Below are 24,802 nucleotides of genomic sequence, written 5' to 3'. Positions count from 1 at the left end.
AAGCATCGATGTCACCGGGCAATCACAAGACCGGCACAGCCGGCGCATCCAACATCGCGACGCTGAGCGGCGCGACGCGGCTCTATGTCATCGTCGGCGATCCCATCGCCCAGGTGCGCGCGCCCGCGGGGCTCACAGCCGCCTTCGCAGCACGCGGTCATGACGGCATCCTCGTCCCCGTCCAGGTCGCGCCAGCCGATCTGTCCGACTTCCTCGGGGTGGCGAGGCGGCTGAAGAATCTCGACGGCATCGTCGCGACCATTCCGCATAAATTCGCCTGCTACCAGGCCTGCGCCAGCGCCACCGATCGCGCGCATTTCCTGCGCACCGTGAACCTGATGCGCCGCCGGGCGGATGGCGCCTGGCATGGCGACATGGTGGACGGACTCGGTTTCGTCGGTGCGGCGCGCGCCAAGGGGATCGACCCTGACGGGATGCGCGCACTGCTGGTCGGTGCCGGCGGTGCCGGCTCGGCGATTGCGCTCGCGATGGTCGAGGCTGGCGTCCGCGAGATCGCCATTCATGACACAGCAATCGAGCGGCGCGACGTGCTGATCGATCAGCTCAACAGGCTCGGCAAGGGCCGCGCGCTGGCGGGTTCGACCGATCCCACAGGTTTCGGTTTCGTGGCCAACGCCACGCCCGCCGGCATGATGGAGGGCGATCCAGTGCCGGTCGACGTCGCAAAACTCGCGCCGTCGACCTATTGCGGCTGTGTCATCACCAAGCCGGAGGTCTCGCCCTTCATCGCAGCCGCGCGAAAGATCGGCTGCGTCACGGCGACCGGCACCGACATGTATCAGCAGCACCAGGGCATCATGATGGATTTCCTGCTCGGCTGATGACCGCGCGAATGTCAAGTGTCGCGCCGCGCGTTGTTTGCGCGCGGCGGGGCTTGAGCGATCGGTGCTGGCGTAGGATCATGCCGTGAAGGCAGTCGAATCCCGGCCGTCGGTTGGTTGCGAGCGGGGCGCATGCCCCGAACAGAGGAATGAAATGAACAGGGGCAGAATCATTGCGACGGCCGCGCTCGGCGCGATGGCACTGTTCGCACATCTCGGGGCGGCCGACGCCGCGCAATGCGGCAACGGGCCCGGCGGTTTTGAAGGCTGGAAGCGCGAGTTCGGCGAGGAGGCCCGTGGCAAGGGCATCGGCGCGACCGGCGTCGGCGCGTTGATGCAGGCCAATTACGCCAGCGCGACCATTGCGGCCGATCGCAGCCAGCACAGTTTTTCGCTCTCCCTCGAGCAATTCCTGGCCAAGCGCGGCGCCTCGACCATCGTGGCGCGCGGGCGCTCGCTCAAGCAGTCGCAGGGAGCACTGTTCGCCTCGATCCAGCAGCGGTATGGGGTGCCGCCGGGGCCGCTGATCGCGATCTGGGGCATGGAGACCGGCTTTGGCAGCCAGCGCGGCAATCAGAACATGCTGTCCTCGATCGCGACGCTCGCCTATGACTGCCGCCGTCCGGAGTTCTTCACCGATCAGCTCTATGCGGCGCTGAAGCTGATCGACCGCGGCGCATTGTCGCCCGCGCAGCGCGGCTCGATGCATGGCGAGGTCGGCCAGACCCAGTTCATGCCCAAGAACATCCTGGCCTATGGCACCGGGAATCTCGACGTTGCCGCGAACGCGCTGAATTCGACCGCGAATTTTCTAAAAGCCCATGGCTGGCGTGCCGGCGCCGGCTACCAGCCGGGCGAGCCGAATTTTGCCGCAATCGAGGCCTGGAACGCCGCCGGCGTCTACCAGAAGGCGATCGCGCTGATGGGGCGGCAGATCGATGGGGAGGGGGCGCGTTAGAGCGTGATCCGGAAATGTGTGAAGCGGTTTTCCCTCGCGACAAACGCGGAACGCGTTTGCGCGGAGATCATGCTTAAAAGGCGCGCCCCCGTCTCAGTAGTGTGAGGTGCGGTAGGCGTCGAGCGCGTGCGCTGCGAAAACGCCGATGCTGCAGAGAGCGAGGAAGGCGGAGATCAGCTCGATCATAGCTCGTCCTCCTGCGGAGGCAGGGCAACGAGATATTGGCCGCAAGAATAGTCCCAAATCAGCTCGAGGAAGAATTGCATGGTGGCCGTCCCTGTATGATTTTGGCGACCAGCATAGGGGGCGGTCTGTTTCAGGCGTGTTTCGTGGTTTTGGGAAAGGGTTTCGTCGGAACCGCTGGGTACTCCGCAGGCGGCCGGACCTTCGTACCCGTTAACCACGCTATTACAGGTTGTGCCGTCCGTTGGGGGTTGTCGAACCCCTTGCGGCTCTCCCGCAGAGATGGTCAGCTTGTTCCGGGGAAATGGCTGGGGGGACAATATGAAGAAATTGCTTTTCGCGATCGCGCTGCTTGCGGGATTTTCGGCGACACCCGCGCTGGCGCAGCAATCCAAGGTCGGCGACTGGACGATCGAGAAGCGCTCGCAGGATACACACTGCAATGCGAGCCGCGGCTACAAGGACAAGGAGGACGAGAACCGCGACTATGTGATCGTGCTGTCCTACTCCGACAAGGCGATCGTCATCGTGATGATCTATGACGGCTGGGAGTGGGACAAGGTCGGCGAGATCTTGAAGGCCGACTTCGGCACCGACGACGCCGACATCATGAAGAGCGCCAAGTGGGAGGTCATGGACAAGACCACCGTGCGCGGCATCTTCGAGTTCAACCAGTCGATCCTCGACAAGCTGTCGAAGGCAAAGCGCCTCACCGTCGATTTCGAGGATGACGACGAGGACAGCATCGAAATGCAGATCCCGCGCGCGGGCGAGGTGCTGGGCGCGCTGAAGTTCTGTGAGGAGAACAGGAAGTAGGGCGAGGGCGGCCTCGTCGACGCAATCCTAAAGCGCGATGAGATTGGGATGAATCACCATCGCGCTTTAGGTTGTTGTTTGCGCATGATCTTTTCGGAAAACCGCTTCACACTTTTCCGGATCACGCTCTAGAAATTCAGCTCAGCAGGCCATCCTGATGCAGCCGCTCGATGCAGGCGCGTTCGATCGGCTTTTCGGAGATGGTCTTTGGAATCTCGCGGAGCACCTGGATGATCTCGGGGATGTCCCGCTTTTGCAGCTTCGTTGCGCAATATTCGACCAGAGCAGTCTGGTCGAAGTCTGCGTCGCTCGGGACGACGGCTGCAACGAGCGTCTTTTCGCCGGCCACGTTCCGGGGGGTCGCAACGCCATAGACGAACACATCCGAGACGAGGCCCGACTTGATGAGGGCCGCTTCGACGAGGGCCGTGTTGATGAAATCTCCGTTGCGCCGAACGCCGCCGCCAATCCGATAGTGGAAGAAGAACCAGCCGTTCTCGTCCTCATGCACGACGTCGCCCGTCCGAAACCAGCCGTCGATCGTCTTGTCGTAGCTTGCTTGCTGATTCCGGAAGTAGGAAACCCTGATGGGCTCTCCATCCATGCGCCGAAATCTGAGCTCGCCGGGCTGAAGGGGCGGGCAGCGCCTGCCGTCATCATCGAAGATCGCGGCCTCGAGCCCGGGAGGCGGCTTGCCAAGGCTGCCGAGCGGACCGGCGCCGGACGGATTTGTGAGTGCACCTCCGCCCTCGGTCGAGCCGTAGATCTCGCAGATCGTCACGCCATAGCGGCGCTCATACTCGCGCCAGAGGTCAGCCGGCATGCCGGCGCTGATGATGAGGCGGACGGGGTTGTCGGCATCGTCAGGACTCTCCGGGATGCTGTAGATCTCCGGAATCATGCCGCCGAGGAGATTGAACACGGTGCAGCCGAATTTGCGGCAGATCGGCCAAAGGTGCCGCTTGCTGAACTTGCGGCTGATGACGACCGGCAGGCCTGATGTCAGGCCGATGCGCAGCGTGCCCTGTGCGTTGATGTGCGTCAGCGACAGGCCGGTGTAGAGGACATCGTCGGCGCCGAGATCGATCCCGTGCATGCCGCGCGCCCGGCTCATATAGGCGCCATGGGAGATCACGACGGCCTTTGGATTGCCTGTCGTCCCGGATGTGAACATCAGCATCATGGTCTCTGCGGCTGAAATATCGATCCGGTCGGGCGAGCCACCGTCCTTGATCGCGGCTGCGTAGCCGAGGCTCGCCGGCGCGATTGCTGCGGCCTTTGTGGGCTCTCCAAGGGTCACCGCCCAGGAGAGGGCGGTGTGACCCAGATCGGCGATGGCGGCGGCGCAGTCGGACGAGCAGACCACGCCACGGCATTGAGCGTGCTCGAGCATGAAGGAAAGCTTCTCGCCGATCGTCCTGGGATCGATTGGTACGAACACCGCGCCCAGCAACGCGGCCGCAAGCATGGCCTCGACGAATTCGGGATGGTTCGCCATCATGAGGGCGAATGCATCGCCCCTTCGCAAGCCGAGTCCGGCCAGTCGCTTTGCAAGGGCAGCGCCGTTCCGTTGCAGGTCCGCGTAGGAACGCAGCTCGGTCCGATAAGTGCCGTCCGTCGCAACATCCACGAAGGTCAGGGCAATCTTCGCGGGATCGCGGGCGGCCTGGGCCGCCACGAGATCTGCAATGGTTGCCGGATCAGCGTTTGCTTCCACCGGTCTTATTCCCCGAAGCCATAATACTCGCGGACCACCGGTTCACGCAGCTTGCCGGGCTCGAAGATTTCGATGACGACGCCGTCAGGCGCGCCAAGCATGAAATAGCCGCCGCCTCCGCCCAGGCGGCGGATGGGATTGGGAATATGGAGGCCTGCAGCCTTCATGCGCTCGTACAGCTCATCGATGCCGACGACCTGCATGCCCAGATGATGGACCGCGTTCTTGCCTTCGCCGCGCGGGAGCTGGTCGTAGAGATGCAGGGCGCCGATACCGACCTTGATGAAGACGTTGCGCGCGCCGGCAACGTCGCCGTCCCACATCACTTCGGCGTCGAACCATGACCTGTAGAAGTCGATGGTCGCATCGACGTTGGACGCAAAGAGATGGACGTGTTGGAGGTGGTAGCGCTGCTTGCTGCCGTAGGGATATTGCCACTCGTTTTCGGACGTCGTCATGATTGCTCCTTAGGATGCCTTGATTTTGAGCTTCCGCTCTAGCGTTTCACGAGCGGGCAGGTGCTGTCGGCCAGTGGGATGGTCAGGTCCTGGGCCGGGATGGTGCGGAGGATCTTGTAGAGGTCCCATTCTCCCTTGGACTCCTTCGGAGTCTTGACCTCCGCCAGATACATGTCTCGCACCACGCGGCCGTCCTCGCGAATCATTGCGCCGTGCGTGAAGACGCTCTCGATCGGCGTTGCACGCATCTTCGCCACGACCTTGTCGGCCTCGTCGCTGCCGATCGCATCCACGGCCTGAAGATAGTGACGGACCGCTTCATAGACGCCGATCTGCATGAAGGTCGGCCGTTGCCCTTTGCGCCGGGCTGCGAACTTTTCCGACCATGCGCGGGTCGCGTCATTGAGATCCCAGTAATAGGGCGTGGTGAGGAACGTCCCCTGTGTCGCCTGGAGGCCCAGCGAGTGGACGTCGGTGAGGAGCAGGAGCATGGCGGCCATCTTCTGGCCGCTGGCCGACAGGCCGAACTCCTCGGCCTGCTTGATGGTCGCGATCGTGTCGCCGGCGGCGTTGGCGAGCCCGACGATGTTCGCCTTGGACGCCTGCGCTTGGAGCAGGAAGGAGGCGAAGTCGGTGGTGCCTTGCGGGTGAGCGGAGGCTCCCAGCACCTTGCCGCCGTTGGCCTGGATCACCGCACCAGCGTCCTTCTGGAGCTGATGGCCGAAAGCATAGTCGGCGGTGACGAAATACCAGGTCTTGCCGCCGCCCTCGACGACCGCTTTCGCCGTTCCACGTGCGAGCGCGTAGGTGTCGTACGTCCAGGCGAGGCTGGTCGGAGAGCAAAACTGGTTGGTGAGCGCCGTGGTCCCCGGCGAAGAGAACAGGATGACGCGCGAACGGCTCCGGGCAACCTCCTGGACGGCGAGCGCGACCGCCGAGTTCGGTATGTCCGCGATGGCGTCGACGCCTTCCTGCTCGAACCATTTGCGCGCAATGTTTGCGCCCACGTCGGGTTTGAGCTGATGATCAGCGAAGACGATCTGGACCGGCTTGCCGGCCACGCGGTTGCCGAACTCTTCCGCAGCCAATTGTGCCGCGACGACGGAGCCTTCGCCCGTCGCGTCCGATACGATGCCTGACATGTCCGTCAGCACGCCGATCTTCACGACATCGCCGGACATCTGCGCATGAACAGGCGCGCTGCTGCAGATTGCAAGGCCTGCGATGAGTGTTCTGAATGCCCGCCTCATCAAACGCTTCCCCATCATGATCTTGATGGAAGCGTCTGTGTCAGAGCGGGTTCAGGCTGGCAAACGAGCTTTTTTGAGGGCTACTTGAGTGAAACTCAACACTCTGGAGTCGATCAGGCCGTGGTCCGCGCGGCCTTCCTGGCCGCCGGCTTCCTGGCCCCGTGCTGCTTGCTGACGTCACACAGCCACCCCGCAAACGCCGCGACGGCCGGGTCGTTCGCCATGCGCTGTTCGTATTCGAGCACAAAGTGACGCCGCGTTGGACGGACGACAGGATGCGCTCTGACCAGATTGAACTGCACGAGGTCGGCGGCAAGCAGGCTTTCAATTGCGATGACGGCGCCAAGTCCGGCAGCCGCAGCTTCGATCGCCAAACCGAGATTTTCGAAGCTGCTCCCGCCCTGGACGGGCACGTCGGCAAGGTGCGCATGATCCAGCCAACGCCGCCAATCGTCGGGCCGTGGTCTGTTGTGCAGGAGTGGAACAGACGCGAAATCCAGGGCACCGTCCTTCAGAAGCTCGGGCGAGCACACCGGTACGGTGGCTATCGGCAGCAAGGGCCGGGTGACGAGTCCGGCGCGGGGTTGTCCGTCCGAGACGGCAATCACCGCATCGTAGCGACTGGCAAGAAGGTCGACGGGATTGGCGCTCGTGTGCAGATCGATCTCCAATTCGGGATGCGTCGTCCTGAGGCTCGGCCATCTCGGCAGGAGAAAGCGTGACAGGAAGAATCCGTAGACGCCGACGGACAGGCGTCGGAATCGTCTGAGGCGCAGGCCCTCGGCTGCATCCGCAATGCGGTCCAGCGCCTCGCGCGTCGAATCCGCGAAGGCCTTGCCCGCCGAGGTCAAGGCGAGGCCGCGTGGTCCACGCAGGAAGAGCGTCGTGCCCATGCGCGCTTCGAGCGCGCGGACGTGCCTGCTGACGGCTCCGACCGTAACGTTCAGCTCGTCGGCCGCGCGCGTGATCGACAGGTGTCGCGCAGCGGCCTCGAAGGCTCGCACTGCGTGGAGAGGGGGTAGTCGTCGTGATGCCATTGGTCGCTTCCGGTCGATGGCGGCGGGTAAACAACGGGATGAGGCGCGCGAGGGGCAGGGGACCCGCGGGGTGATCCGCTTTGACTTTGGCTCAACCCACCGGGCCAAGAAGTCGTTTGCGCACCATCATGTCAAGTCATACGCCAAAGCTGGCCCGGTCTGGCCGGGCCCCAAAATGCGCGAGGGAGGATGCCCATGACCATTCACGCCGGCTTGGCTCATCGTGAAGCGACGGCCCGGCCCTCCGACGCGCTGGCGCCCACCTGTCGCGGGGAAGATGAGGCGATCGATCTCTTGCTGGGCGAGGCGCCCGTGCCGCTATCGCGCGCGATAGCGCTGCTGGTGAAGTGACGAGGATGGGTCCGGCCGACCAACGCGAACTCGTCCGCCTGCTCGCGACGCTGCGCCGCGAACGGCGCCAGCAAAGCGGTCTCGATCCTCGCCTCGTGCCGCCGGACAAGCCGACGGCCTATCGTATCGCGCGCATGGTCGAGGAAGAGCTCGGCTGGAAGGTTGCCGGCTGGAAGATCGCCGCGATGAAGGAGGGGTTGCAGCGGCAGTTGCGCACGGACTGACCGATCTATGGCCGGGTCTTCGCGCCCATGATCGTGCAATCCCCCGCGCGCCTCGAGCACGCCAGGCTCTGTAGCCCGATTCCCGAGGTCGAGTACCAGGCGCGGCTGGGCACCGATCTGCCGCCCCGTGAAAAGCCCTACACGCTGGAGGAGGTCACCGAGGCAATCGTATCGCTGCATCCCGGGATCGAGCTTGCCGAATGCCGCTTCGTCCATGACGCTGCGTTTCCGCCGCTGCCTGCGATCCTTGCGGACGGCGCAGGCTCCGGCACCATCGTTTGCGGCGCTGCGATTGCCGACTGGCGGTCGCGCGACATCGCCGGGCAGGAGGTCAAGCTGACCTGCAATGGCACGCTGCGCCGCAAGGGCACGGCGACGGAGGCGCTTGATCATCCCATGGTGCCGCTTGCCTGGCTCGCCAATGAATTGTCGCGCACCGGCATCGGCATGAAGGCTGGACAGTTCGTCAGCACGGGTACGCTGACCGGCATGCTGCGGCCAAAGCCGGGCGAGACTTATGTCGCGGATTTCGGTCCGTTCGGAACGGTTGAAGCGACCTATTTCTGAGCCTCGATATCTACAGCCCGAGTTCGAGCCCTAGCTGCGCATCGGCCGAAGCATGCTCAAACAACAACCTAAAGCGCGATCACGATTCATCTCAATCGCGCTTTAGGAGCCAATTCAGCTAGCGCTCGATTTTATCCGGTAAATGGTCGGAAACCCATCGTCATACGGAAATACATCCCTTTCGAACCAGGAAAACCAGGCTACCGACTGGGGACTTACTTTCCAGACCAGGCCGTAGGCACCTATCAGAATGCCAATTGCAACCATGGTGCAAAGTCCGAGCGCGAGTTGGTGCAGGGGTTTGGGCCAGACCCGACGTCTGTCGATGAGCAACAACAATCCGCGGCCGCATGCAGGGCCGAGCACAAAAAGAGATGCTAACGAAAGCAAGGTCGCCGCGTGATACAGCATGGTACGCCTGCTGAAATCACTGAAAATATCGCGCTATAGAATAGTGGCCGGTGAAGCCCTTGTAAACTTGCAGCACCAATGCTGGAAGGTTCTACTAATCCGAATAACTCGACTGAAGCAAGTTCAAGTCGTGAATCTCTCGATTCGATCGTGGCTTCGTATCCGCACGGTCAGTCCGGACCGGGAGGGAGGAAGCACATGGACGACCAAGCATTCATTCAAACGATACGCGCCTAATGCTCCAATGTCGTCACGCTGCGTGATCTCGCCGATCTGATCGAGCGGAAGCCCTCATGGCTGTCGAGGTAGCACACGGCGAGGCGTTGCGCGGAGGTGATCCGTCGGCTCAGCACGCTGCCGTAACCGCTTGTTTTTATTGAATGTTCGCTTTTGGCTGGGGAACCTGGATTCGAACCAAGACAAACAGAGTCAGAGTCTGTTGTGCTACCGTTACACCATTCCCCAATGGAATTGCCTAACGAATTCAATTGTTTATTGAACTGTCGGGCGGCGGCCGGAGGCGCACGCGGCGCAAATCACAGCTCAGGCGTGGTGGGTTTCTACCCGCTCGCCTCCAGGCTTGCAAGCGCTGCTGTGGAGGGGATTTTCGCACGCGACCACGTGATCGAAATCGCGGCCGGTGCAGTTGGGCGAGGCGGCGGCGGTCGCGACGGTTTGTCCCATCCTCAAATCCCGCGACCGGGGTCGGGACGTCGCTTCCTCAATCGTCCTCAGGGCACGCAATTCCCAGAAGGAGACCTGTGATGCCCTATGTCGATGGTTTCGTGCTCGCCGTGTCAAAGGACAAGATCGACGCCTACAAGGTGTTGGCGCGAACGGCATGCGAGGTCTGGATGGAGCACGGCGCGCTCGATTATGTCGAATGCATCGGCGACGACGTTCCCTATGGCGAGGTGACCTCGTTTCCGCGCGCGGTGATGGCGAAGGAGGGCGAGATCGTGGTGCTGTCCTGGATCGTCTACCGCGATCGGGAAAGCCGCGACGCCATCAACAAGAAGGTGATGGAGGATCCCCGCCTGAAGAACGCCGGCATGCCCTTCGACGGCAAGCGCTTGATCTTCGGCGGCTTCGAAACCTTCATCGAGGTGCGGCGCACGATACCGGCCTAACCGATCTCATGTGAGCGACGGCGGCGCACCATACTTCCGTCATTGCGAGCGTAGCGAAGCAATCCAGAATCTTTCCACGGAGGGACTGGATTGCTTCGCTGCGTTCGCAATGACGAAAGCACGCGGCACGGCATCTGCTGCAATGTCAGGTTGCGCGAACCGACGCGCTTCGCGCGCCGATGTCATCCGGCATCTGCCAATGCGGCATTGTGCAATCGCGTTGTACCTTGCTGGTTCCACACTGGCATGCCATCCTCCGCGCGCCAGGAAAAATCAAACGGAAGCAGGCCGCTCGCCGAAAGCTTCCAGCCTTAAAAATCTGGTCGGGGAAACCCTTGGGAGGTCTGGTTCATGACATTTAAGCTCGCTACCCGGCTGCTTTGCGCGGCCGCGATGTCTATTGTGCTTGCGGGAGGCGCGCAGGCTGAGGACAAGGTTGTCAAGATCGGAGTCATTTTGCCGATGTCCGGCAGCACGGCGTCGATCGGTGCGCATGCCAAGGCTGCGCTCGAAGTCGCGACCGACATCATCAACAACGCCCATCCCGAGCTCGACAAGCTGCCGCTCGCCAAGAACGCCGGGCTCGCAGGCCTTGGCGGCGCCAAGGTCGAGATAGTCATCGCCGACAACCAGGGTAGCCCGGCTACGGGGCAAAACCAGGCACTGCGTCTGATCACGGAAGAGAAGGTGGTCGCGATCCTCGGCGCCTACCAGTCCGGCATCACGCTGACCTCGAGCGCGATCGCAGAGAAATACGGCATTCCGTACCTGACGCCGGAATCGGTCGCCGCCAATCTCACCGAGCGCGGCTTCAAATGGTTTTTCCGCACCACGCCGATCGCGCCGGATTTCGTTCGCATCTACGACGAATTTTTGACCGACATGAAGGCGGCCGGAGCCAAGACCGACACCATCGCGCTGGTCCATGACAACACCGAATACGGCGCCTCCGTTGCCAACACGATCGCCACCGGCTTCAAGGCGAAGGGGCGCACCGGCGTGATTGACGTGGCCTACGCCGTGAATGCCACCGATGTGCAGGCGCAGGTGCTCCAGCTCAAGGAGAAGAAGCCCGACGTCGTGCTGATGATCTCCTACACGTCGGACGCAATCCTGTTTGCCAAGACCATGCAGTCGCTCGACTACAAGCCGCCGATGCTGCTGGCTGACGATGCCGGCTATTCCGATCCGTCCTTCATCAAGGCGGTTGGAAAGCTCTCGCAGGGCGTGTTCAACCGTTCGTCCTGGGCCGTCGGCCCCGCCGGCTCGCCGAGCGCCGTCATCGCCGACATGTACAAGAAGAAGAGCGGCGAGGAGATGGAAGACACGGTCGGGCGCGAGATGCAGGGCTTCTTCGTGCTGGTCGACGCCATCGACCGCGCGGGCTCGACGGATCCTGCGAAAATCCAGGCGGCGCTGAAGGCGACGGATATCAAGCCCGAGCAGCTCATCATGGGCTACAAGGGCGTGAAGTTCGACGAGAAGGGGCAGAACGTGCTGGCGTCGGCCTACATCATCCAGCTTCAGGACGGCGAGAATTACGTCTCGGTGTGGCCGAAGGGCAATGCCGAGAAGGCGCCGGTAATGTCCTACAAGGGCTGGTGACGATCTCGGAGGCGGGACGGCGGTCCCGCCTTTTTTGTCGGCTTGATAGAGCAGCGCGGCTCATGTCCTTTGTCCTCGTGCAGGTGATCGTCGGCGGGCTCCTGCTCGGTGCCGTCTACGCCCTGTTTTCCTCCGGCCTCACTTTGGTGTGGGGCATGATGAACATCGTCAATTTCGCGCATGGCGATTTCGTCATGCTCGGCATGTACGTCGCCTATGTCGTCTACACCTTGATGGGCGGCGGGCCGATCGTCGGCGCGCCGCTGGCCGTGCTGGTGCTGGCGACGCTTGGTGTCGTCGTCTATTTCGGCCTGATCCGCGACATCATGAAGGGGCCGATGCTGGCGCAGATCCTCGGCACCTTCGGCCTCGCATTGCTGCTGCGCTACTCCGTGTTCTGGTGGTTCGGTGCCGACTTCAAGTCGCTGCCGCAGAATATCGTCGGCGGCACGTATGCGGTGGCGGGGCTGCGCCTCGAGGCATCGCGGCTGCTTGCCGGCGTCGTCGCGCTGCTCGTGACGCTCGGACTGCACCTGTTGCTGACGCGCACCTCGCTCGGCTCGAAAATGCTGGCGGTGGCGGAGGATGCAACCGCCGCCCAGCTCATGGGCATCCGGCCGGACACCATGCAGGCGATCGCCTGGGCGATCGCGGCGGGTGCGACGGGGCTCGCCGGTGCGCTGATCGCGAACTTCTTCTACATCGTGCCGACGGTGGGCGAGACGCTCGGCATCGTTGCCTTCGTCACGGTCTCGCTTGGCGGTTTCGGCAGCGTGCCCGGCGCGCTGGTCGCGGGCCTTCTGATCGGCGTCATCGAGTCGCTGTCGGGTTATCTGATCGGCGCGGTCTACAAGGATATCGTCGTCTACATCCTGTTCCTGTTCTTCCTGTGGTTCCGGCCGCAGGGCCTGATGGGGAAGATGTGATGCGGCGCTTGCTCTGGCTGTCGGTGCTAGCAGCGGTCGCGATTGCCTATCCGCTGCTGCTGTCCTCGCCGTTCCAGCAGCGCCTCGGCGCGCTGGTGCTGCTCTATGCAATCGCGGCCTCGGCCTGGAACATCGTCGGCGGTTATGCCGGCCAGGTCTCGGTCGGCCATGTCGTGTTCTTCGGCTGCGGCGCCTATGCGGCGATGGGAGCCTACGCCAAGTTCGAGCTGTCGCCGCTATTCGGCATTCCCGGCGGCATCGTGATTGCGGTGGTGCTGGCGGCCGTCATCGGCGTGCCGACGCTGCGTCTGTCCGGCCACTATTTCAGCATGGCGACGATTGCGGTTGCCGAGACGATGCGGCTGATCGTCACCAATACGGATTACCTTGGCGCGGCCGTGGGATTGAGCGGCCCGACGGTGGCCCGCAACATCTTCGATCTCTCGTTCATCTCGTCGCTGCCCTACTACTATCTCTTTCTCCTGGTCCTTGCGATCACGCTCGTCATCACCTGGTGGATGGCTAACAGCCGGATGGGATTCTATCTGCGTGCGATCAAGGACTCCGAACGTGCCGCGCGCTCGCTCGGTGCGCCAGCGCGCCGCACCAAACTCTACGCGTTCATGCTGAGCGCGGCGCTGACGAGTGTCGCCGGGGCGCTCTATGCGATGATGTTCGGCTTCGTCGACCCCGAGTCAGGCCTCGGCATCCTGATCTCCGTGAAGATCCTGATCATGGCTGCGCTCGGCGGGGCAGGACTTCTCTTCGGTCCGCTGGTCGGCGCCGCAATCCTCGTGCCGCTGGAGGAAATCTCCAACAGCGTGCTTGGCGGCAAGGGCGCAGGCCTCACCTTCGTGGTCTACGGCGCGATCATCGTACTGATCGCGCGCTTCCAGCCCGGCGGCATTTTGAGCCTCTTCAAGCGGCGGTCCAAGCCCGCGAGCGAAGCGGGAGCGCCTCATGCTCCTTGAAGCGCGCGGCATCACAAAAGCCTTCGGCAGCTTCAAGGCGGTCGACGATGCCTCCGTGACGCTGGAGCAGGGCGATATCCTCGGCCTGATCGGGCCGAACGGCGCCGGCAAGTCGACCTTCTTCAACTGCCTCACCGGCGATCTCAGGACGACCGCAGGCCGTGTCCTGTTCGAGGGGCGCGACATCACCGATCTCGCGCCCGAGCAGCGCGCGCAGCTCGGGCTTGCGCGTACCTTCCAGTTGCCGCAGACGTTCGAGGGCATGACGGTGCTCGAGAACGTCATGATCGGCGCGTTCCTTCGCGCCGCGCATCGCACTGAGGCCGAGACCAAGGCGCGCGCGGTGCTGGAGCGGGTCGGGATGATCAGGCTCGCGGATGCGCCGGCGCGCTCGCTCGGCACGCCAGGCCGCAAGCGCCTGGAGATTGCTCGTGCGCTAGCGACCGAGCCGAAGGTCCTGCTGCTCGATGAAGCGATGGCGGGCCTCAACGCCCACGAGGTCAAGCTCGCGATCGATCTCGTGCGCGACATCCATCGCGCCGGCATCACGCTCGTCATCGTCGAGCACATCATGGAAGTGATCATGTCGTTGGCGAGCCGGGTGATGGTGTTCCACCAGGGCAAGGAAATCGCGCGCGGCAGCCCGCGCGAGGTAACGGCCAACCCGGCGGTGATCGCGGCCTATCTCGGCACGCGCGCCGCGAAAGCGGCCGCCGGCCACACACCGATCGAACTGATGGGCGGCCCCACATGAGCGGGCTTCTGCTGCGGATCGAGCACCTCGAAGTGCGTTATGGCGACCTGATCGGCGTGTCCGACGTATCGCTGGAGGTGCCCGAAGGCAGCATCGTCGCGCTGCTCGGCTCCAATGGCGGCGGCAAGACCACGACGCTGAATGCGATCGCAGGCCTGATCCCGGTGCATGCCGGCACGATCAGCTTTCGCGGCGAGGCGATCGCGGGCCAACGCGCCTTTGCGATCGTGCGCAAGGGGCTTGCGTTGTCCCCGGAGGGCTGGCGGCTGTTCGTGCAGCAGAGCGTCGAGAACAATCTCCTGCTTGGCGCGACGCCGTTGCATGACAAGTCGCGCAAGGCGGCGCTGCTCGAGCGCGTCTACGAGATCTTTCCGCGGCTGAAAGAGCGCCGCAACCAGCGCGCCGGCACCATGTCCGGCGGCGAGCGGCAGATGCTCGCGGTCGGCCGCGCGCTGATGAGCGATCCAAAGCTGTTGATGCTGGACGAGCCGTCGCTCGGGCTGGCGCCGGCGGTCGTGGAGTCCATGTACGAAACCTTCGGCCGCCTGCACCGCGAGGGCCTGACCATCCTGCTCGCCGAGCAGTCGATCGAGCTCGCCCTCGAAGTCTCCGATTTCGCAACGGTGTTGCAGGTCGGCAAGAGCGTCCTGTCCGGTACCGCGACGGCGCTGGCGAACGATCCGCAGGTCCAGAAGGCCTATCTGGGGGCAGGGTGAGACGGACGCGGCCCGCTACTTGATCTTGTCGTAGGCGGCCGCGAAATCGGTCAGCGGCATCGGAATGCTGATGCTCTCCTTGGCCATGTTCTGGAAGGAGACCTTCAGCTGCTTGCCGGACTTCAGCGCCGCGAGCAGTTCCGCGGAAACCGGTGTCGAGACGTAGCAGCCGCGATTCTCGCAGGTCTGGATCGGCAGGTCGACCGTCTTGCCCTCGTCGACCTGGAGCTTGGCGCCGACGGGGATATTGAGGCCTAGCGGCAGCTGGATCAGCGCCTCTGGCGTGCGGGTGTTTGCTGGCACGCGGATGTTGATCAGCACGATGAGCTGCCCGGTCTTGGTCAGCACCGCGTTCTGCTCGATCGCGCATTCCAGCGGCGCGTCACGGCTCGCGCTGGTGCAGCGCGCGGCCCAGCCTGCTTGCGGCGCCGGCGCAACGTCGGCCTGCGGCTGTGCGGCGGGAGCTGCGGGCTGTGCGGCCTGGGGCGGAGCAGCCTTGGACTTGGTGCCCTGGGCGTGTGCGGATCCGCTCCACAGCAAGGCAACCGACAGGAGGGCGGCAAGATTGGAGCGCATGGACATGACGTATCGCTTTGGCTTGAAAGAAGAGAACGTGCCGGCGGTGGGAATGCGAGGCTGGCTTACTCGGCTGCTTCCTTGACCGTGCCGTGTTCGGTCGTCTCGTGCTCGCTCTCCTTGGAACGGCCCCAGCCGGAGAACCAGTTGGAGAACTCGTCGAGATAGAGATAGACCACGGGCGTCGTGAACAGGGTCAAGGCCTGGCTGACGATCAAGCCGCCGACCATGGCATAGCCGAGCGGCTGGCGGATTTCGGCACCGGTGCCGTGCCCGAGCATCAGGGGCACGCCGCCGAGCAGGGCCGCCATCGTCGTCATCATGATCGGGCGGAAGCGGAGCAGTGCGGCCTGGCGGATCGATTCCGCCGGCGTCTTGTGCTCGTCGCGCTCGGCTGCGATCGCGAAGTCGACCATCATGATGCCGTTCTTCTTCACGATGCCGATCAGCAGGATGATGCCGATCAGCGCGATCAGGCTGAAATCGAACCCTGCCGCCATCAGGATCGCGAGCGCGCCGACGCCGGCCGAAGGCAGGGTCGAGAGAATCGTGATCGGGTGGATGTAGCTCTCGTAGAGAATGCCGAGGATCAGATAGACCACGACGAGGGCTGCCAGGATCAGCAGCGGCACGGTGCCGAGCGACTGCTGGAACGCCTGCGCGGTGCCCTGGAAGCTCGAATTCAGCGTCGCCGGCGCGCCGAGATCGGCCATCGCCTTCTGCACGGCTTCCGTGGCCTGTCCCAGCGCCACGCCCTGTGCGAGGTTGAAGCTGATCGTGATCGCCGGGAATTGGCCCTGATGGCTGATCGAGAGCGGGCGCACCGGATCGGTCGTCCAGGTCGCAAACGTCGACAGCGGCACCTGGTCGCCCGTGAGCGGCGATCTCAGGTACAGCTTGTTCAGGCTGTCGAGATTACCCTGCATCTCCGGCAGGATCTCGAGGATCACGTGATAGCTGTTGAGCTGCGTGAAGTACTGCGTGACCTGGCGCTGGCCGAACGCGTCGTAAAGCGTGTCGTCGATCAGCTGCGGCTGGATGCCGTAGCGTGAGGCGGTGTCGCGATTGATCTTGAGCTGAACCGTGGTGCCCTGGGTCTGCTGGTCGGTCGCAACGTCGCGCAGCTCCGGCAGCGTCTGCATCTTGGCGAGGATTTTTGGCGCCCATTCGTTGAGCTCGCCGAGATCGGCGTCCTGCAACGTGAATTCGAACTGGGTGCGCGTCGGGCGGCCGCCGAGGCGGACATCCTGGGCAGCCTGCATATAGAGACGGGCGCCTTCAACCTTGTCGAACTTGGGGCGCAGCCGCGCAATGATCTGCTGCGCCGAGGCCTCGCGCTCGTTGCGCGGCTTCAGCGTGATGAACAGGTTGCCGTTGTTGCCGGCCCGGCCGCTGCCGCCGATCGACATGGCGATGGATGCGACGTCGGGATCGGCCATGATGATCTTGCCGAGTTCCTCCTGGCGCTTGACCATCTCCTTGAAGGAGATGTCCTGCGAGGCTTCGGAGGTCGCGGTGATCAGGCCGACGTCCTGCTGCGGGAAGAAGCCCTTCGGGATCAGGATGAACAGGTAGACCGACAGGCCGAGGGTGGCGAAGAAGATGGCGAGCGTGGTGCGCCGCCAGCTCAGCGCGTGGTCGAGGACGTATTCATAGCCGCGCAGCATCGCGTCGAAGGCGCGCTCGCTCCATTGGTAGAAGCGGCCGTGATGCACTTCGCCATGGGCGCGAAGGAAGCGCGAGGCCATCATCGGGGTCAGCGTCAGCGACACGAACATCGAGACGAAGATCGTCATCGCGAGCACGACGGCGAATTCGCGGAACAGGCGCCCGATGATGCCGCCCATCAGCAGCAGGGGGATCAGCACCGCAACCAGCGAGATACTGATCGACACGATGGTGAAGCCAATCTCCTTGGCACCCTTGTAGGCGGCGGCGAGCGGCGAATCGCCGTTTTCGATGTAGCGCGTGATGTTCTCGAGCATCACGATGGCGTCGTCGACGACGAAGCCGACCGCGATCGTGAGCGCCATCAGCGACAGATTGTCGAGCGAATAGCCGAACACCCACATCAGGGCGCACGCGCCGAGCAGCGCCAGCGGAACCGTGACGGTGGGAATGACGGTCGCCCAGAAGCTGCGCAGGAAGACGAAGATGACCATGACCACCAGGATGATGGTCAAAAGCAGCGTGAACTGGACGTCCTCGACCGCGGCGCGAATGGTCGTGGTGCGGTCGCTGATGACCTCGATCTTGACCGCCGGCGGGATCGCCGCCACCAGCCGGGGCAGGGTTGCCTTGATCCGGTCGACGGTCTCGATGACGTTGGCGCCAGGCTGCTTGAACACCACCAGGAACACGCCGCGCTTGCCGTTGGCCCAAGCGGCTTGCTTGGCGTCCTCGGGCCCGGTGACGGCCTGGCCGATATCGCGGATTCGCAATGGGCCGCCGTTGCGGTAGGCGATGATGACGTCGTTCCAGTCCTTGGACTGGAGCAACTGGTCGTTGGCGTAGATGGTGTAGGCGCGTTTCTCGCCGTCGATATTGCCCTTGGGGCTGTCGACCGTCGTGATCGCGATGGCGCTGCGGACGTCCTCCAGCGACAGGCCCTTGGCGACCAGTTTCGCCGGATCGATCTGCACGCGGACCGACGGTTTCTGCTGGCCGCCGATGAAGACCTGCGCGACGCCCGAGATCTGGCTGATCTGCTGGGCGAGCTGGGCGTCAATCGAATCGCTGACGGTCGTCAGCGGCAACGTCTCGGATGTCGCGGATAACAGCAGGATCGGCGAGTCCGCCGGGTTGACCTTGCGATAGGTCGGCGGCGAGGGCAGGTTTTTCGGCAACTGGCCGCTGGCCGCGTTGATGGCGCCCTGCACGTCGTTGGCCGCGCCGTCGATGCTGCGATTGAGGTCGAACTGGATGGTGATCGAGGCCGTGCCCAGATAGCTCGTCGACGTCATCTGGGCGATGCCGGGAATCTGGGCGAATTGGCGCTCCAGCGGCTGCGCGACCGAGGAGGCCATCGTTTCCGGGCTGCCGCCGGGCAGGTTCGCGGTGATCTGGATGGTCGGGAAGTCGACCTGCGGCAGCGGCGCGACCGGCAGCAGGGGGTAGGCGACGAGGCCGACAAAGAGAATGCCGGCCATCAGCAGCGAGGTGCCGATGGGATAACGGATAAAAGGTGCCGAAATCCCGCCGTCGTTCATTCCTGTCGAACCTTGTTCTGGCCCGGATTCGAACTTGCGACCGCCGTCGAGACGAGGCTTCCGGGTTGCACCTTGAACTGACCGCCGGTGATCACCTGCTGTCCGACGCTAAGTCCTTCATCGATCACCGAGCGTCCATCGATGGAGTAGCTGACCTTGAGCTTGCGCAGTTCAGCCTTGTTCTCCTGATTGACGGTATAGGCGTAGAGACCGTTGGTCGAATGCTGGACCGCGTCGTCGGGGACCACCGTGGCGTCCTTCAGCGTCCGCACCAGAAGACGCGTCGAAACCGACTGGCCCGGCCACAGCGTGTGGTCCTTGTTGTCGAACACCGCCTTCAGCCGAATAGTCCCGCTGGTCGTGTCGACCTGATTGTTGATGACGGCGAGCTTGCCCTCGGCGAGCGTCTTCTTGCCGTCGGTGGTCAGCGCGATCACCTTGAGCGCGCCCGACTTCTGGCCCTCGTTGATATAGGGCAACTGGTCTTCGGGCGCGGTGAAGATCACCGCGATCGGTTCGATCTGAGCGATCGTGACGATTCCGGTTTGGGTCGAGGCATTGACGATGTTGCCGATATCGACCTGGCGCAGGCCGGCGACGCCCGTGATCGGCGACTTGACCTGGGTGTAATCGAGTTGGGTCTGGGCATTGGAAATCGCGGCCTCGTCGGCGGCGATCTGCGCGGTGAGCTGGGCGACGGTGGAGCGTTGGGTGTCGGTCTGCTGCCGGGTCGCGAATTCGCCGAGCTTGGTATAGCGCTGGAGGTCGAGATTGGCGTTGGCGAGGTTCGCCTCGTCCTGCGCCTTCTTCGCCTTGGCCTGGTCGAGCACGGCCTGGAAGGGGCGGGGGTCGACCTCGACCAGAAGGTCACCCTGGTTGACGATCTGGCCCTCGGTGAAGGCGATCTTGTCGATCTGGCCATCCACCCGAGTCCGTACTTGTACGGTGTTGAAGCCCTGAACCGTGCCGAGCCCGGTCAGATAGACTGGAAAATCGGCCTGCTGAACCGGTGCGATGGTGACAGGAACTGCGACCGGCCGCGGCGGGCCTTTTTGTGCGGTCTGGGACTTCGCGGCGTCCGGACCGTAGAAGCGTTGCCAGCCGAAGTAGCCTCCGACGGCGACGACTGCGATGAGGGAAATCCACAGGATCGGCCGCGACTTTTTCATATCGGCTTCGTATCAGCTCGTTTGCCCAAACTATTGAATTATGGGTCTTTGAAAGGGTTCCGGCGTGCAGGCTTGTATAATACACGCCAAGTTCCAGTGTAAACAACACTGTCGGTTGAGAATCCTAAACAATTGGAAAGCTTTGCATCCGATCCGGGCGGCGTGCGCAGTTCGTGAACAGCCGTGCTCGCAAGACATCAGATCGATGAGCGTGCATAAGATTTACGATGCTCGCGCCGGGTGTGAGCAATCGTCTGCACTGAGCCGATCGGCCCAGACCTGCGATCGGTCAGGTCGTGCGAATTCCGGTCATGCGCGAGAACGGTTCTAAACTGATCGCGCGGTATTTCCGTTGTCAGCCCATGCGACGTCGTCCATATCAGCGCCGCACAACGGAAGCGCATGATGGACGAGCTGAACGGCAAGATGATCGCGTGTCAGATTCTGGTCACGGGCCTGATCGCGCGCGTCGCCAACGAGCAGCGTGATCCCCTGCGCTTCCTCACCGACTTTCGCGACGAGATCAAAGCCGTCGTGAAGGGCGTCAACATCGCAGGCATGGAGAACACCGATCGCGTGCGCGCGATCGCACAGCAGACCGTCGACGAGTTGTTCTCGCTGATGAAGCCGCCGAGCAACGATTGATTGGCGGCAATCGATGCAACCAGGCGGGATGTTTCTAGTTCTTTAGAACGGTTACAAACTGCCATCTTAGAACGATTTCAAACTCCAGATTAGAATCGTTTTGATCTGGAAGTATTCAAACGTCTTCACGGGCCTGCCCACATTGACCGCATATTTTGCGGCCGATACCAACGCCCAACGTTCATCGCGAATGACGCGCATGAGCGATCATGACAATGGGGCGTGTGGTTATGGGGCAGGTGGTTGCACCGAAGTCGCTGCGATCGTTCGCGGCAATCGATTTCATCGACGAGAGGCTCGAAGGCGGCTCGAGCAAGGCGGCATCGGCGGTCGCCGGATTGATCGCAGTGGCATCGTTCTCGGGCCCTGCCGAGGCGCAGCAATCGAATCTTCCGCCGGTCAGCGTCGATGCGCCGGTCGAGCGCCCACGGCCCGCCGCCTCGAAACCGTCGCCTGAGCAGATTCGCGCGCGCAATGCGCTTCGCCGCGCGGCGCAGCGCCAGCAGGCGCAGCAGGCCGCAGCCGCGCCGTCCCAGAGCACGGGCGCGCCGGACCGCGACCCCTATGCCGACCCGGCAGCTCCCTACAAGGTCGATCACGTGCAGGCCTCGGGCAAGTTTCCCGAGCCGCTGCTGAACACGCCCAAGACCATCACCGTGCTCAGCAAGGAAGTGCTGGAAGACAAGAACGCCACGACTCTGAAGGAGATCGGCCGCTCGACCGCCGGCGTGACGCTCGGCTCGGGCGAAGGCGGCAACGCGTTCGGCGACCGCTTCTTCATCCGCGGCTTCGATGCGCGCAATGACGTCTTCATCGACGGCATTCGCGATCCCGCCGTCAGCATCCGCGAGAACTTCTTCACCGAGCAGCTCGAAATCCTGCGGGGACCTGCTTCGTCCTACGCCGGACGTGGCACCGCGGGCGGCGCCATCAACATCGTGACCAAGCAGGCAGGTGACCAGAACTTCACCAATGCAGAAACCACGTTTGGCACCGACCGCACCAAGCGCGTCACCCTCGACGTCAACCAGGTCATCAGCCCGACCTTCTCGGTGCGCACGGGCGGCCTGTTCCAGGATGCCAACGTCGCCGGCCGCAACTACGTGACCGACGATCGTTGGGGCGGCTTCATCTCGACCAAGTACACGCCGACCAACGACATCAAGATTACGACGAACTACGTGCATACCGATCTCAGCGGTTTGCCGGATTTCGGCGTGCCCTACTACAAGCAGGGCAACGTGCCGGTCACCGAGGCCGGGATCCCGCGCCAGAACTGGTACGGCTTCATCAACCGCGACTGGCAGACCGCTCGGCAGGATTTCGGCACGCTGACGGGTGAGTACAAGCCCACCGACAACATCACGCTGACCAGCCGAACCCGTATGGAGCAGTCGACGCTGGCCTATATCGGTACGCTGCCGCAGTCGCCTATCACAACCAATCCCGATCCGACGAAATGGACGTTCACTGCGAGCGCGCAGAGCCGCAACCAGTGGGTCGACGTCGTGGCGAACCAGGAGGATGCCACCTTCAAGTTCGACACCGGGTCGGTCAAGCACACGGCGGTAGCGGGCCTTGAGGTTTCCAACGAACGCGTCGGGATTGGCCGCTACAACGGGCTTGCGTCGGAGGCGTTCGGCTCGGGGTTCAACAGCAACGGCGCGTTGCCGAACCAGTCGATCTATGCGCCGAGCTATACCTACAACACCGGCCCCTTCAACCCTGTGCTGGGCGGCGACCCGACCCGCTATAATGTCGACAGCAAGGCAATTTATGTTCTCGATACCGCGAACTGGGAAGACACGATCATCCTGAACGGCGGCGTGCGCTATGATGGTTACGACCTGACCTCGTCGATCGCAGCGAAATCGAGCCGGGTTAGCTCGAATTTCGTCAACTACAACGGCGGCATCGTCTACAAGCCTGTTCCGATCGGAAGTCTCTACGCTGCCTACGCGACCTCGACCAATCCGTTCGGCTCCGAGCTCGACGGTACCGCCGCGGACTACGGCGGGGCCGTGCCGGGCGGCGTCATCCTCGGGCCCGAGCAGAACAAGGCTGCCGAAGTCGGCACCAAGTGGGAGCTGTTCGACCGCCACCTCCTGGTGAGCGGCGCACTGTTCCAGACCACCAAGGACAATGCCCGCGAAACCGTGACGGTGAATGGCGTGAGCACGCTGACGTCGAACGCGGCGTACCAGATCCAGGGTATCGACATCGAGGCCAGCGGCAAGCTCACCGACCGCTGGAGCATTTTCGGCGGCATCGTGCTGATGGAGTCGAAGGTGACCAAGAGCAACATTGCGAGCAATGTCGGCCTGCCGCTCGCCAACGTCGCCCACCAGTCGTTCAGCCTGCTCTCCAAGTACAAGTTCGACGGCGACTGGGAAGTCGGCGGGCAGGCGGTGTTCCGCTCCAAGGTCTACGGCGGCACCTTCGGCGCCAACACCGGCACGCTGATCCCGAGCTACTGGCGCTTCGACGCGTTCGTCGAGAAGAAGATCGACCAGCACTGGACCATGAAGCTCTATGCGCAGAACCTGACCAACAAGCTCTACTACGACACGCTCTATCGCAGTGCGACGCCATTCGTGGCGGTGGCGCCGGGGCGGGCGTTCTACATCGTGACTTCGGCCAAGTTCTGATCATGCTGACCTGCTTACCCGGCGTCCTGAGCAAAGATGATGTGGCGGATTTCCGCCGCATCATGGATGCAAGCGAGTGGGAGGATGGCCGCTCGACGGCGGGTGCGCAGTCGGCAATGGTCAAGCGCAACGAGCAGTTGCCGCCGGACAGCGAGGTCGCGCGCACGCTCGGCAACCGCATCATCTCGGCGCTGGCGTCGAACCCGCGCTTCCTCGCGGCGGCGATCCCGCTCCAGATCTTCCCGCCGCTGTTCAACCGCTATGCGGCGAGCGGCGGGCACCATTTCGGTCTGCACGTCGACAATGCGATCCGCGGCGATCGCCTGACCGGCCTTCGTATCCGCACCGACCTGTCGGTCACGCTGTTCCTCGCCGAGCCGGAGGAATATGACGGTGGCGAACTCGTGATCGAGGACACCTACGGTTCGCACGAAGTTAAGTTGCCGGCAGGCGACTGCGTGCTGTACCCCTCGACCAGCCTGCATCTCGTCACGCCGGTGACGCGGGGCGCGCGGGTGGCGTCTTTTTTCTGGCTGCAGAGCATGGTACGGGATGACCAGGCCCGCAGCCTGATCTTTGACCTCGATACTGCCATTCAGGCGCTGGCGCAGCGGCTTGGGCGCGACGACCCCGAAACGGTCAAATTGACGGGTATCTATCACAACCTCATTCGCTACTGGGCCGAAGTATGAAGACCACACCCTTCCGAGCAAGCTTTGCCGCAACCGTGATGATCGCGGTGATCGCCCTCGCAGTCCCCGTTTCGGCGCAGCAGCAGACGGCAACGCCGCCGGCCGCATCCCAGCCGGCCACTCCGGCGGCAGCGACGGCGGCGCCATCGCCCGTCGCACCGGCGGCGACGGCTGCTCCCGCCGCGCCTGCGTCCGAGGCGGCGTCGGCCGATGCCAGCCGTGCGCAGAAATCGACTGCGCCCGTGATGCCCGTGATGAAGGAGCTGTCGCCCTGGGTGATGTTCATGTCGGCGGACATCATCGTGAAGGCGGTGATGATCGGGCTTGCCTTCGCGTCCCTCGTCACCTGGACGGTCTTCATCGCGAAATCGATCGAGCTGACGCTGGCGCAGGGCAGGCTGCGTTCGGCCCTGAAGAAGATCGCCGACGCACGCTCGCTTGCAGAGGCCCAGTTTGCGCTCGGCGCCAAGGAAGGCATCCTGCCGTCATTCCTTGCGGCCGCGCTGCGTGAGGCGAGGGCGTCCGCAGGGATTTCGAGCGACGCCGGCATCAAGGAACGCGCCGCCTCGAGCTTTGCCGAGATCGCCCGCGCGGAGTCGCGGCGGATCCGGATCGGCATGGGCGTGCTCGCGACCATCGGCGCCACGTCGCCCTTCGTCGGCCTGTTCGGCACCGTCTGGGGCATCATGAACAGCTTCATCGGCATCTCGAAGTCGCAGACGACGAACCTTGCGGTCGTCGCGCCCGGCATCGCAGAAGCGCTGCTGGCGACCGCGATCGGTCTCGTCGCGGCGATCCCGGCGGTGATCATCTACAATCACTTCGCGCGCATGACGAAGGGTTATCTCGAGCTCGTCAGCCGCGCTTCGGGTGCGGCGGCGCGGCTGCTCTCGCGCGACCTCGACCGCAGCCACGGCAGCGTTCATTCGCGCGCAGCGGCGGAGTAG

The 24,802-nt window shown here is 63.4% G+C and carries 23 protein-coding genes and 1 tRNA gene; 16 read left to right on the top strand and 8 right to left on the bottom strand.

The window, feature by feature from the left end; all coding sequences use genetic code 11:
• Nucleotides 1-8: 8 nt before the first annotated feature.
• From QQL28_RS13970 to QQL28_RS13960, 3 genes are all read left to right on the top strand, one after another.
• Complete coding sequence (locus QQL28_RS13970) at nucleotides 9-842, top strand: shikimate dehydrogenase family protein (protein ID WP_284265929.1); 834 nt, start codon at nucleotides 9-11, stop codon at nucleotides 840-842.
• 154 nt (nucleotides 843-996) lie between these two features.
• The gene (locus QQL28_RS13965; protein WP_284265927.1) at nucleotides 997-1,800 is read left to right on the top strand and encodes a lytic murein transglycosylase; all 804 of its coding nucleotides are present in this window, start codon (nucleotides 997-999) and stop codon (nucleotides 1,798-1,800) included.
• A 504-nt stretch (nucleotides 1,801-2,304) separates the two neighbouring features.
• Complete coding sequence (locus QQL28_RS13960; RefSeq protein ID WP_284265925.1) at nucleotides 2,305-2,799, top strand: hypothetical protein; 495 nt, start codon at nucleotides 2,305-2,307, stop codon at nucleotides 2,797-2,799.
• Between the two features lie 136 nt (nucleotides 2,800-2,935).
• Here QQL28_RS13960 and QQL28_RS13955 read toward each other — a convergent pair whose 3' ends face one another.
• The 4 genes from QQL28_RS13955 to QQL28_RS13940 form a co-directional block, all read right to left on the bottom strand.
• On the bottom strand, nucleotides 2,936-4,516 hold the full coding sequence (locus QQL28_RS13955; protein WP_284265922.1) for an AMP-binding protein: 1,581 nt from the start codon (nucleotides 4,514-4,516) through the stop codon (nucleotides 2,936-2,938).
• A gap of 5 nt (nucleotides 4,517-4,521) precedes the next feature.
• The gene (locus tag QQL28_RS13950; RefSeq protein WP_284265920.1) at nucleotides 4,522-4,974 is read right to left on the bottom strand and encodes a VOC family protein; all 453 of its coding nucleotides are present in this window, start codon (nucleotides 4,972-4,974) and stop codon (nucleotides 4,522-4,524) included.
• A gap of 38 nt (nucleotides 4,975-5,012) precedes the next feature.
• A complete protein-coding gene (locus tag QQL28_RS13945; RefSeq protein ID WP_284265918.1) occupies nucleotides 5,013-6,224 on the bottom strand; it encodes an ABC transporter substrate-binding protein in 1,212 nt (403 codons plus the stop codon).
• A 113-nt stretch (nucleotides 6,225-6,337) separates the two neighbouring features.
• A complete protein-coding gene (locus tag QQL28_RS13940) occupies nucleotides 6,338-7,261 on the bottom strand; it encodes a LysR substrate-binding domain-containing protein (protein WP_284265916.1) in 924 nt (307 codons plus the stop codon).
• Between the two features lie 195 nt (nucleotides 7,262-7,456).
• Here QQL28_RS13940 and QQL28_RS13935 point away from each other — a divergent pair, with 195 nt between their 5' ends.
• Genes QQL28_RS13935 through QQL28_RS13925 form a run of 3 tightly spaced genes read left to right on the top strand, consistent with a single transcriptional unit; the run spans nucleotide 7,457 to nucleotide 8,403 of the window.
• A complete protein-coding gene (locus QQL28_RS13935; protein ID WP_284265914.1) occupies nucleotides 7,457-7,612 on the top strand; it encodes a hypothetical protein in 156 nt (51 codons plus the stop codon).
• A 5-nt stretch (nucleotides 7,613-7,617) separates the two neighbouring features.
• Nucleotides 7,618-7,836: a hypothetical protein gene (locus QQL28_RS13930; protein WP_284265913.1), complete on the top strand. Its 219-nt coding sequence runs from the start codon at nucleotides 7,618-7,620 to the stop codon at nucleotides 7,834-7,836.
• 27 nt (nucleotides 7,837-7,863) lie between these two features.
• Nucleotides 7,864-8,403, top strand: coding sequence for a 2-keto-4-pentenoate hydratase (locus QQL28_RS13925; RefSeq protein WP_284265910.1), 540 nt, complete (start codon nucleotides 7,864-7,866; stop codon nucleotides 8,401-8,403).
• 802 nt (nucleotides 8,404-9,205) lie between these two features.
• Here the strand turns inward: QQL28_RS13925 and QQL28_RS13920 are convergent.
• Nucleotides 9,206-9,279: transfer RNA gene (locus tag QQL28_RS13920), tRNA-Gln, on the bottom strand.
• 299 nt (nucleotides 9,280-9,578) lie between these two features.
• Between QQL28_RS13920 and QQL28_RS13915 the strand changes: the two genes are divergently transcribed.
• From QQL28_RS13915 to QQL28_RS13890, 6 genes are all read left to right on the top strand, one after another.
• Entirely contained in the window at nucleotides 9,579-9,944 is a 366-nt protein-coding gene (locus tag QQL28_RS13915; protein ID WP_284265908.1) for a DUF1428 domain-containing protein, read from the top strand.
• 351 nt (nucleotides 9,945-10,295) lie between these two features.
• On the top strand, nucleotides 10,296-11,549 hold the full coding sequence (locus tag QQL28_RS13910; protein ID WP_284265906.1) for an ABC transporter substrate-binding protein: 1,254 nt from the start codon (nucleotides 10,296-10,298) through the stop codon (nucleotides 11,547-11,549).
• 62 nt (nucleotides 11,550-11,611) lie between these two features.
• Complete coding sequence (locus QQL28_RS13905; RefSeq protein WP_284265904.1) at nucleotides 11,612-12,475, top strand: branched-chain amino acid ABC transporter permease; 864 nt, start codon at nucleotides 11,612-11,614, stop codon at nucleotides 12,473-12,475.
• The gene (locus QQL28_RS13900) at nucleotides 12,475-13,446 is read left to right on the top strand and encodes a branched-chain amino acid ABC transporter permease (RefSeq protein ID WP_284265901.1); all 972 of its coding nucleotides are present in this window, start codon (nucleotides 12,475-12,477) and stop codon (nucleotides 13,444-13,446) included. The genes QQL28_RS13905 and QQL28_RS13900 overlap by 1 nt, the downstream gene beginning before the upstream one ends.
• Nucleotides 13,436-14,200, top strand: a complete 765-nt coding sequence (locus tag QQL28_RS13895; protein ID WP_284265899.1) for an ABC transporter ATP-binding protein — start codon at nucleotides 13,436-13,438, stop codon at nucleotides 14,198-14,200. The genes QQL28_RS13900 and QQL28_RS13895 overlap by 11 nt, the downstream gene beginning before the upstream one ends.
• The gene (locus QQL28_RS13890) at nucleotides 14,197-14,916 is read left to right on the top strand and encodes an ABC transporter ATP-binding protein (protein WP_284265897.1); all 720 of its coding nucleotides are present in this window, start codon (nucleotides 14,197-14,199) and stop codon (nucleotides 14,914-14,916) included. Before QQL28_RS13895 ends, QQL28_RS13890 begins: the two co-directional genes overlap by 4 nt.
• 15 nt (nucleotides 14,917-14,931) lie before the next feature.
• On the opposite strand, the gene QQL28_RS13885 is transcribed toward QQL28_RS13890, so the two are convergent.
• Genes QQL28_RS13885 through QQL28_RS13875 form a run of 3 tightly spaced genes read right to left on the bottom strand, consistent with a single transcriptional unit; the run spans nucleotide 14,932 to nucleotide 19,870 of the window.
• Nucleotides 14,932-15,498, bottom strand: coding sequence for an invasion associated locus B family protein (locus QQL28_RS13885; protein ID WP_284265895.1), 567 nt, complete (start codon nucleotides 15,496-15,498; stop codon nucleotides 14,932-14,934).
• 59 nt (nucleotides 15,499-15,557) lie between these two features.
• Nucleotides 15,558-18,701, bottom strand: a complete 3,144-nt coding sequence (locus QQL28_RS13880) for a multidrug efflux RND transporter permease subunit (RefSeq protein ID WP_284265892.1) — start codon at nucleotides 18,699-18,701, stop codon at nucleotides 15,558-15,560.
• Nucleotides 18,698-19,870 carry an efflux RND transporter periplasmic adaptor subunit gene (locus QQL28_RS13875; protein ID WP_284265890.1) on the bottom strand — a complete coding sequence of 391 codons (1,173 nt, stop codon included), beginning with the start codon at nucleotides 19,868-19,870 and terminating at the stop codon, nucleotides 18,698-18,700. The genes QQL28_RS13880 and QQL28_RS13875 overlap by 4 nt, the downstream gene beginning before the upstream one ends.
• Before the next feature lie 405 nt (nucleotides 19,871-20,275).
• Between QQL28_RS13875 and QQL28_RS13870 the strand changes: the two genes are divergently transcribed.
• The 4 genes from QQL28_RS13870 (at nucleotide 20,276) to exbB (ending at nucleotide 24,802) form a co-directional block, all read left to right on the top strand.
• Nucleotides 20,276-20,515: a hypothetical protein gene (locus tag QQL28_RS13870; protein ID WP_284265888.1), complete on the top strand. Its 240-nt coding sequence runs from the start codon at nucleotides 20,276-20,278 to the stop codon at nucleotides 20,513-20,515.
• Between the two features lie 230 nt (nucleotides 20,516-20,745).
• Nucleotides 20,746-23,163 carry a TonB-dependent receptor gene (locus QQL28_RS13865; RefSeq protein WP_488798569.1) on the top strand — a complete coding sequence of 806 codons (2,418 nt, stop codon included), beginning with the start codon at nucleotides 20,746-20,748 and terminating at the stop codon, nucleotides 23,161-23,163.
• A 2-nt stretch (nucleotides 23,164-23,165) separates the two neighbouring features.
• On the top strand, nucleotides 23,166-23,855 hold the full coding sequence (locus tag QQL28_RS13860) for a Fe2+-dependent dioxygenase (protein WP_284265887.1): 690 nt from the start codon (nucleotides 23,166-23,168) through the stop codon (nucleotides 23,853-23,855).
• On the top strand, nucleotides 23,852-24,802 hold the full coding sequence (exbB, locus tag QQL28_RS13855; RefSeq protein WP_284265886.1) for a tonB-system energizer ExbB: 951 nt from the start codon (nucleotides 23,852-23,854) through the stop codon (nucleotides 24,800-24,802). The genes QQL28_RS13860 and exbB overlap by 4 nt, the downstream gene beginning before the upstream one ends.

This window comes from Bradyrhizobium iriomotense (assembly GCF_030160715.1).
GTDB classification, from domain to species: Bacteria; Pseudomonadota; Alphaproteobacteria; order Rhizobiales; family Xanthobacteraceae; genus Bradyrhizobium; species Bradyrhizobium iriomotense.
Note: the sequence above shows the minus strand (reverse complement) of the source record. Positions and strands in the feature narration are given on the sequence as shown.

Bases quoted from the DNA above. Each gene is read 5' to 3' on its own strand.
- QQL28_RS13970 (WP_284265929.1), top strand. From the start codon at position 9: ATGTCACCGGGCAATCACAAGACCGGCACAGCCGGCGCATCCAACATC.
- QQL28_RS13965 (WP_284265927.1), top strand. From the start codon at position 997: ATGAACAGGGGCAGAATCATTGCGACGGCCGCGCTCGGCGCGATGGCA.
- QQL28_RS13960 (WP_284265925.1), top strand. From the start codon at position 2,305: ATGAAGAAATTGCTTTTCGCGATCGCGCTGCTTGCGGGATTTTCGGCG.
- QQL28_RS13950 (WP_284265920.1), bottom strand. From the start codon at position 4,974: ATGACGACGTCCGAAAACGAGTGGCAATATCCCTACGGCAGCAAGCAG.
- QQL28_RS13945 (WP_284265918.1), bottom strand. From the start codon at position 6,224: ATGAGGCGGGCATTCAGAACACTCATCGCAGGCCTTGCAATCTGCAGC.
- QQL28_RS13940 (WP_284265916.1), bottom strand. From the start codon at position 7,261: ATGGCATCACGACGACTACCCCCTCTCCACGCAGTGCGAGCCTTCGAG.
- QQL28_RS13935 (WP_284265914.1), top strand. From the start codon at position 7,457: ATGACCATTCACGCCGGCTTGGCTCATCGTGAAGCGACGGCCCGGCCC.
- QQL28_RS13930 (WP_284265913.1), top strand. From the start codon at position 7,618: ATGGGTCCGGCCGACCAACGCGAACTCGTCCGCCTGCTCGCGACGCTG.
- QQL28_RS13925 (WP_284265910.1), top strand. From the start codon at position 7,864: ATGATCGTGCAATCCCCCGCGCGCCTCGAGCACGCCAGGCTCTGTAGC.
- QQL28_RS13915 (WP_284265908.1), top strand. From the start codon at position 9,579: ATGCCCTATGTCGATGGTTTCGTGCTCGCCGTGTCAAAGGACAAGATC.
- QQL28_RS13910 (WP_284265906.1), top strand. From the start codon at position 10,296: ATGACATTTAAGCTCGCTACCCGGCTGCTTTGCGCGGCCGCGATGTCT.
- QQL28_RS13905 (WP_284265904.1), top strand. From the start codon at position 11,612: ATGTCCTTTGTCCTCGTGCAGGTGATCGTCGGCGGGCTCCTGCTCGGT.
- QQL28_RS13900 (WP_284265901.1), top strand. From the start codon at position 12,475: ATGCGGCGCTTGCTCTGGCTGTCGGTGCTAGCAGCGGTCGCGATTGCC.
- QQL28_RS13895 (WP_284265899.1), top strand. From the start codon at position 13,436: ATGCTCCTTGAAGCGCGCGGCATCACAAAAGCCTTCGGCAGCTTCAAG.
- QQL28_RS13890 (WP_284265897.1), top strand. From the start codon at position 14,197: ATGAGCGGGCTTCTGCTGCGGATCGAGCACCTCGAAGTGCGTTATGGC.
- QQL28_RS13885 (WP_284265895.1), bottom strand. From the start codon at position 15,498: ATGTCCATGCGCTCCAATCTTGCCGCCCTCCTGTCGGTTGCCTTGCTG.
- QQL28_RS13880 (WP_284265892.1), bottom strand. From the start codon at position 18,701: ATGAACGACGGCGGGATTTCGGCACCTTTTATCCGTTATCCCATCGGC.
- QQL28_RS13875 (WP_284265890.1), bottom strand. From the start codon at position 19,870: ATGAAAAAGTCGCGGCCGATCCTGTGGATTTCCCTCATCGCAGTCGTC.
- QQL28_RS13870 (WP_284265888.1), top strand. From the start codon at position 20,276: ATGGACGAGCTGAACGGCAAGATGATCGCGTGTCAGATTCTGGTCACG.
- QQL28_RS13865 (WP_488798569.1), top strand. From the start codon at position 20,746: ATGGGGCAGGTGGTTGCACCGAAGTCGCTGCGATCGTTCGCGGCAATC.
- QQL28_RS13860 (WP_284265887.1), top strand. From the start codon at position 23,166: ATGCTGACCTGCTTACCCGGCGTCCTGAGCAAAGATGATGTGGCGGAT.
- exbB (WP_284265886.1), top strand. From the start codon at position 23,852: ATGAAGACCACACCCTTCCGAGCAAGCTTTGCCGCAACCGTGATGATC.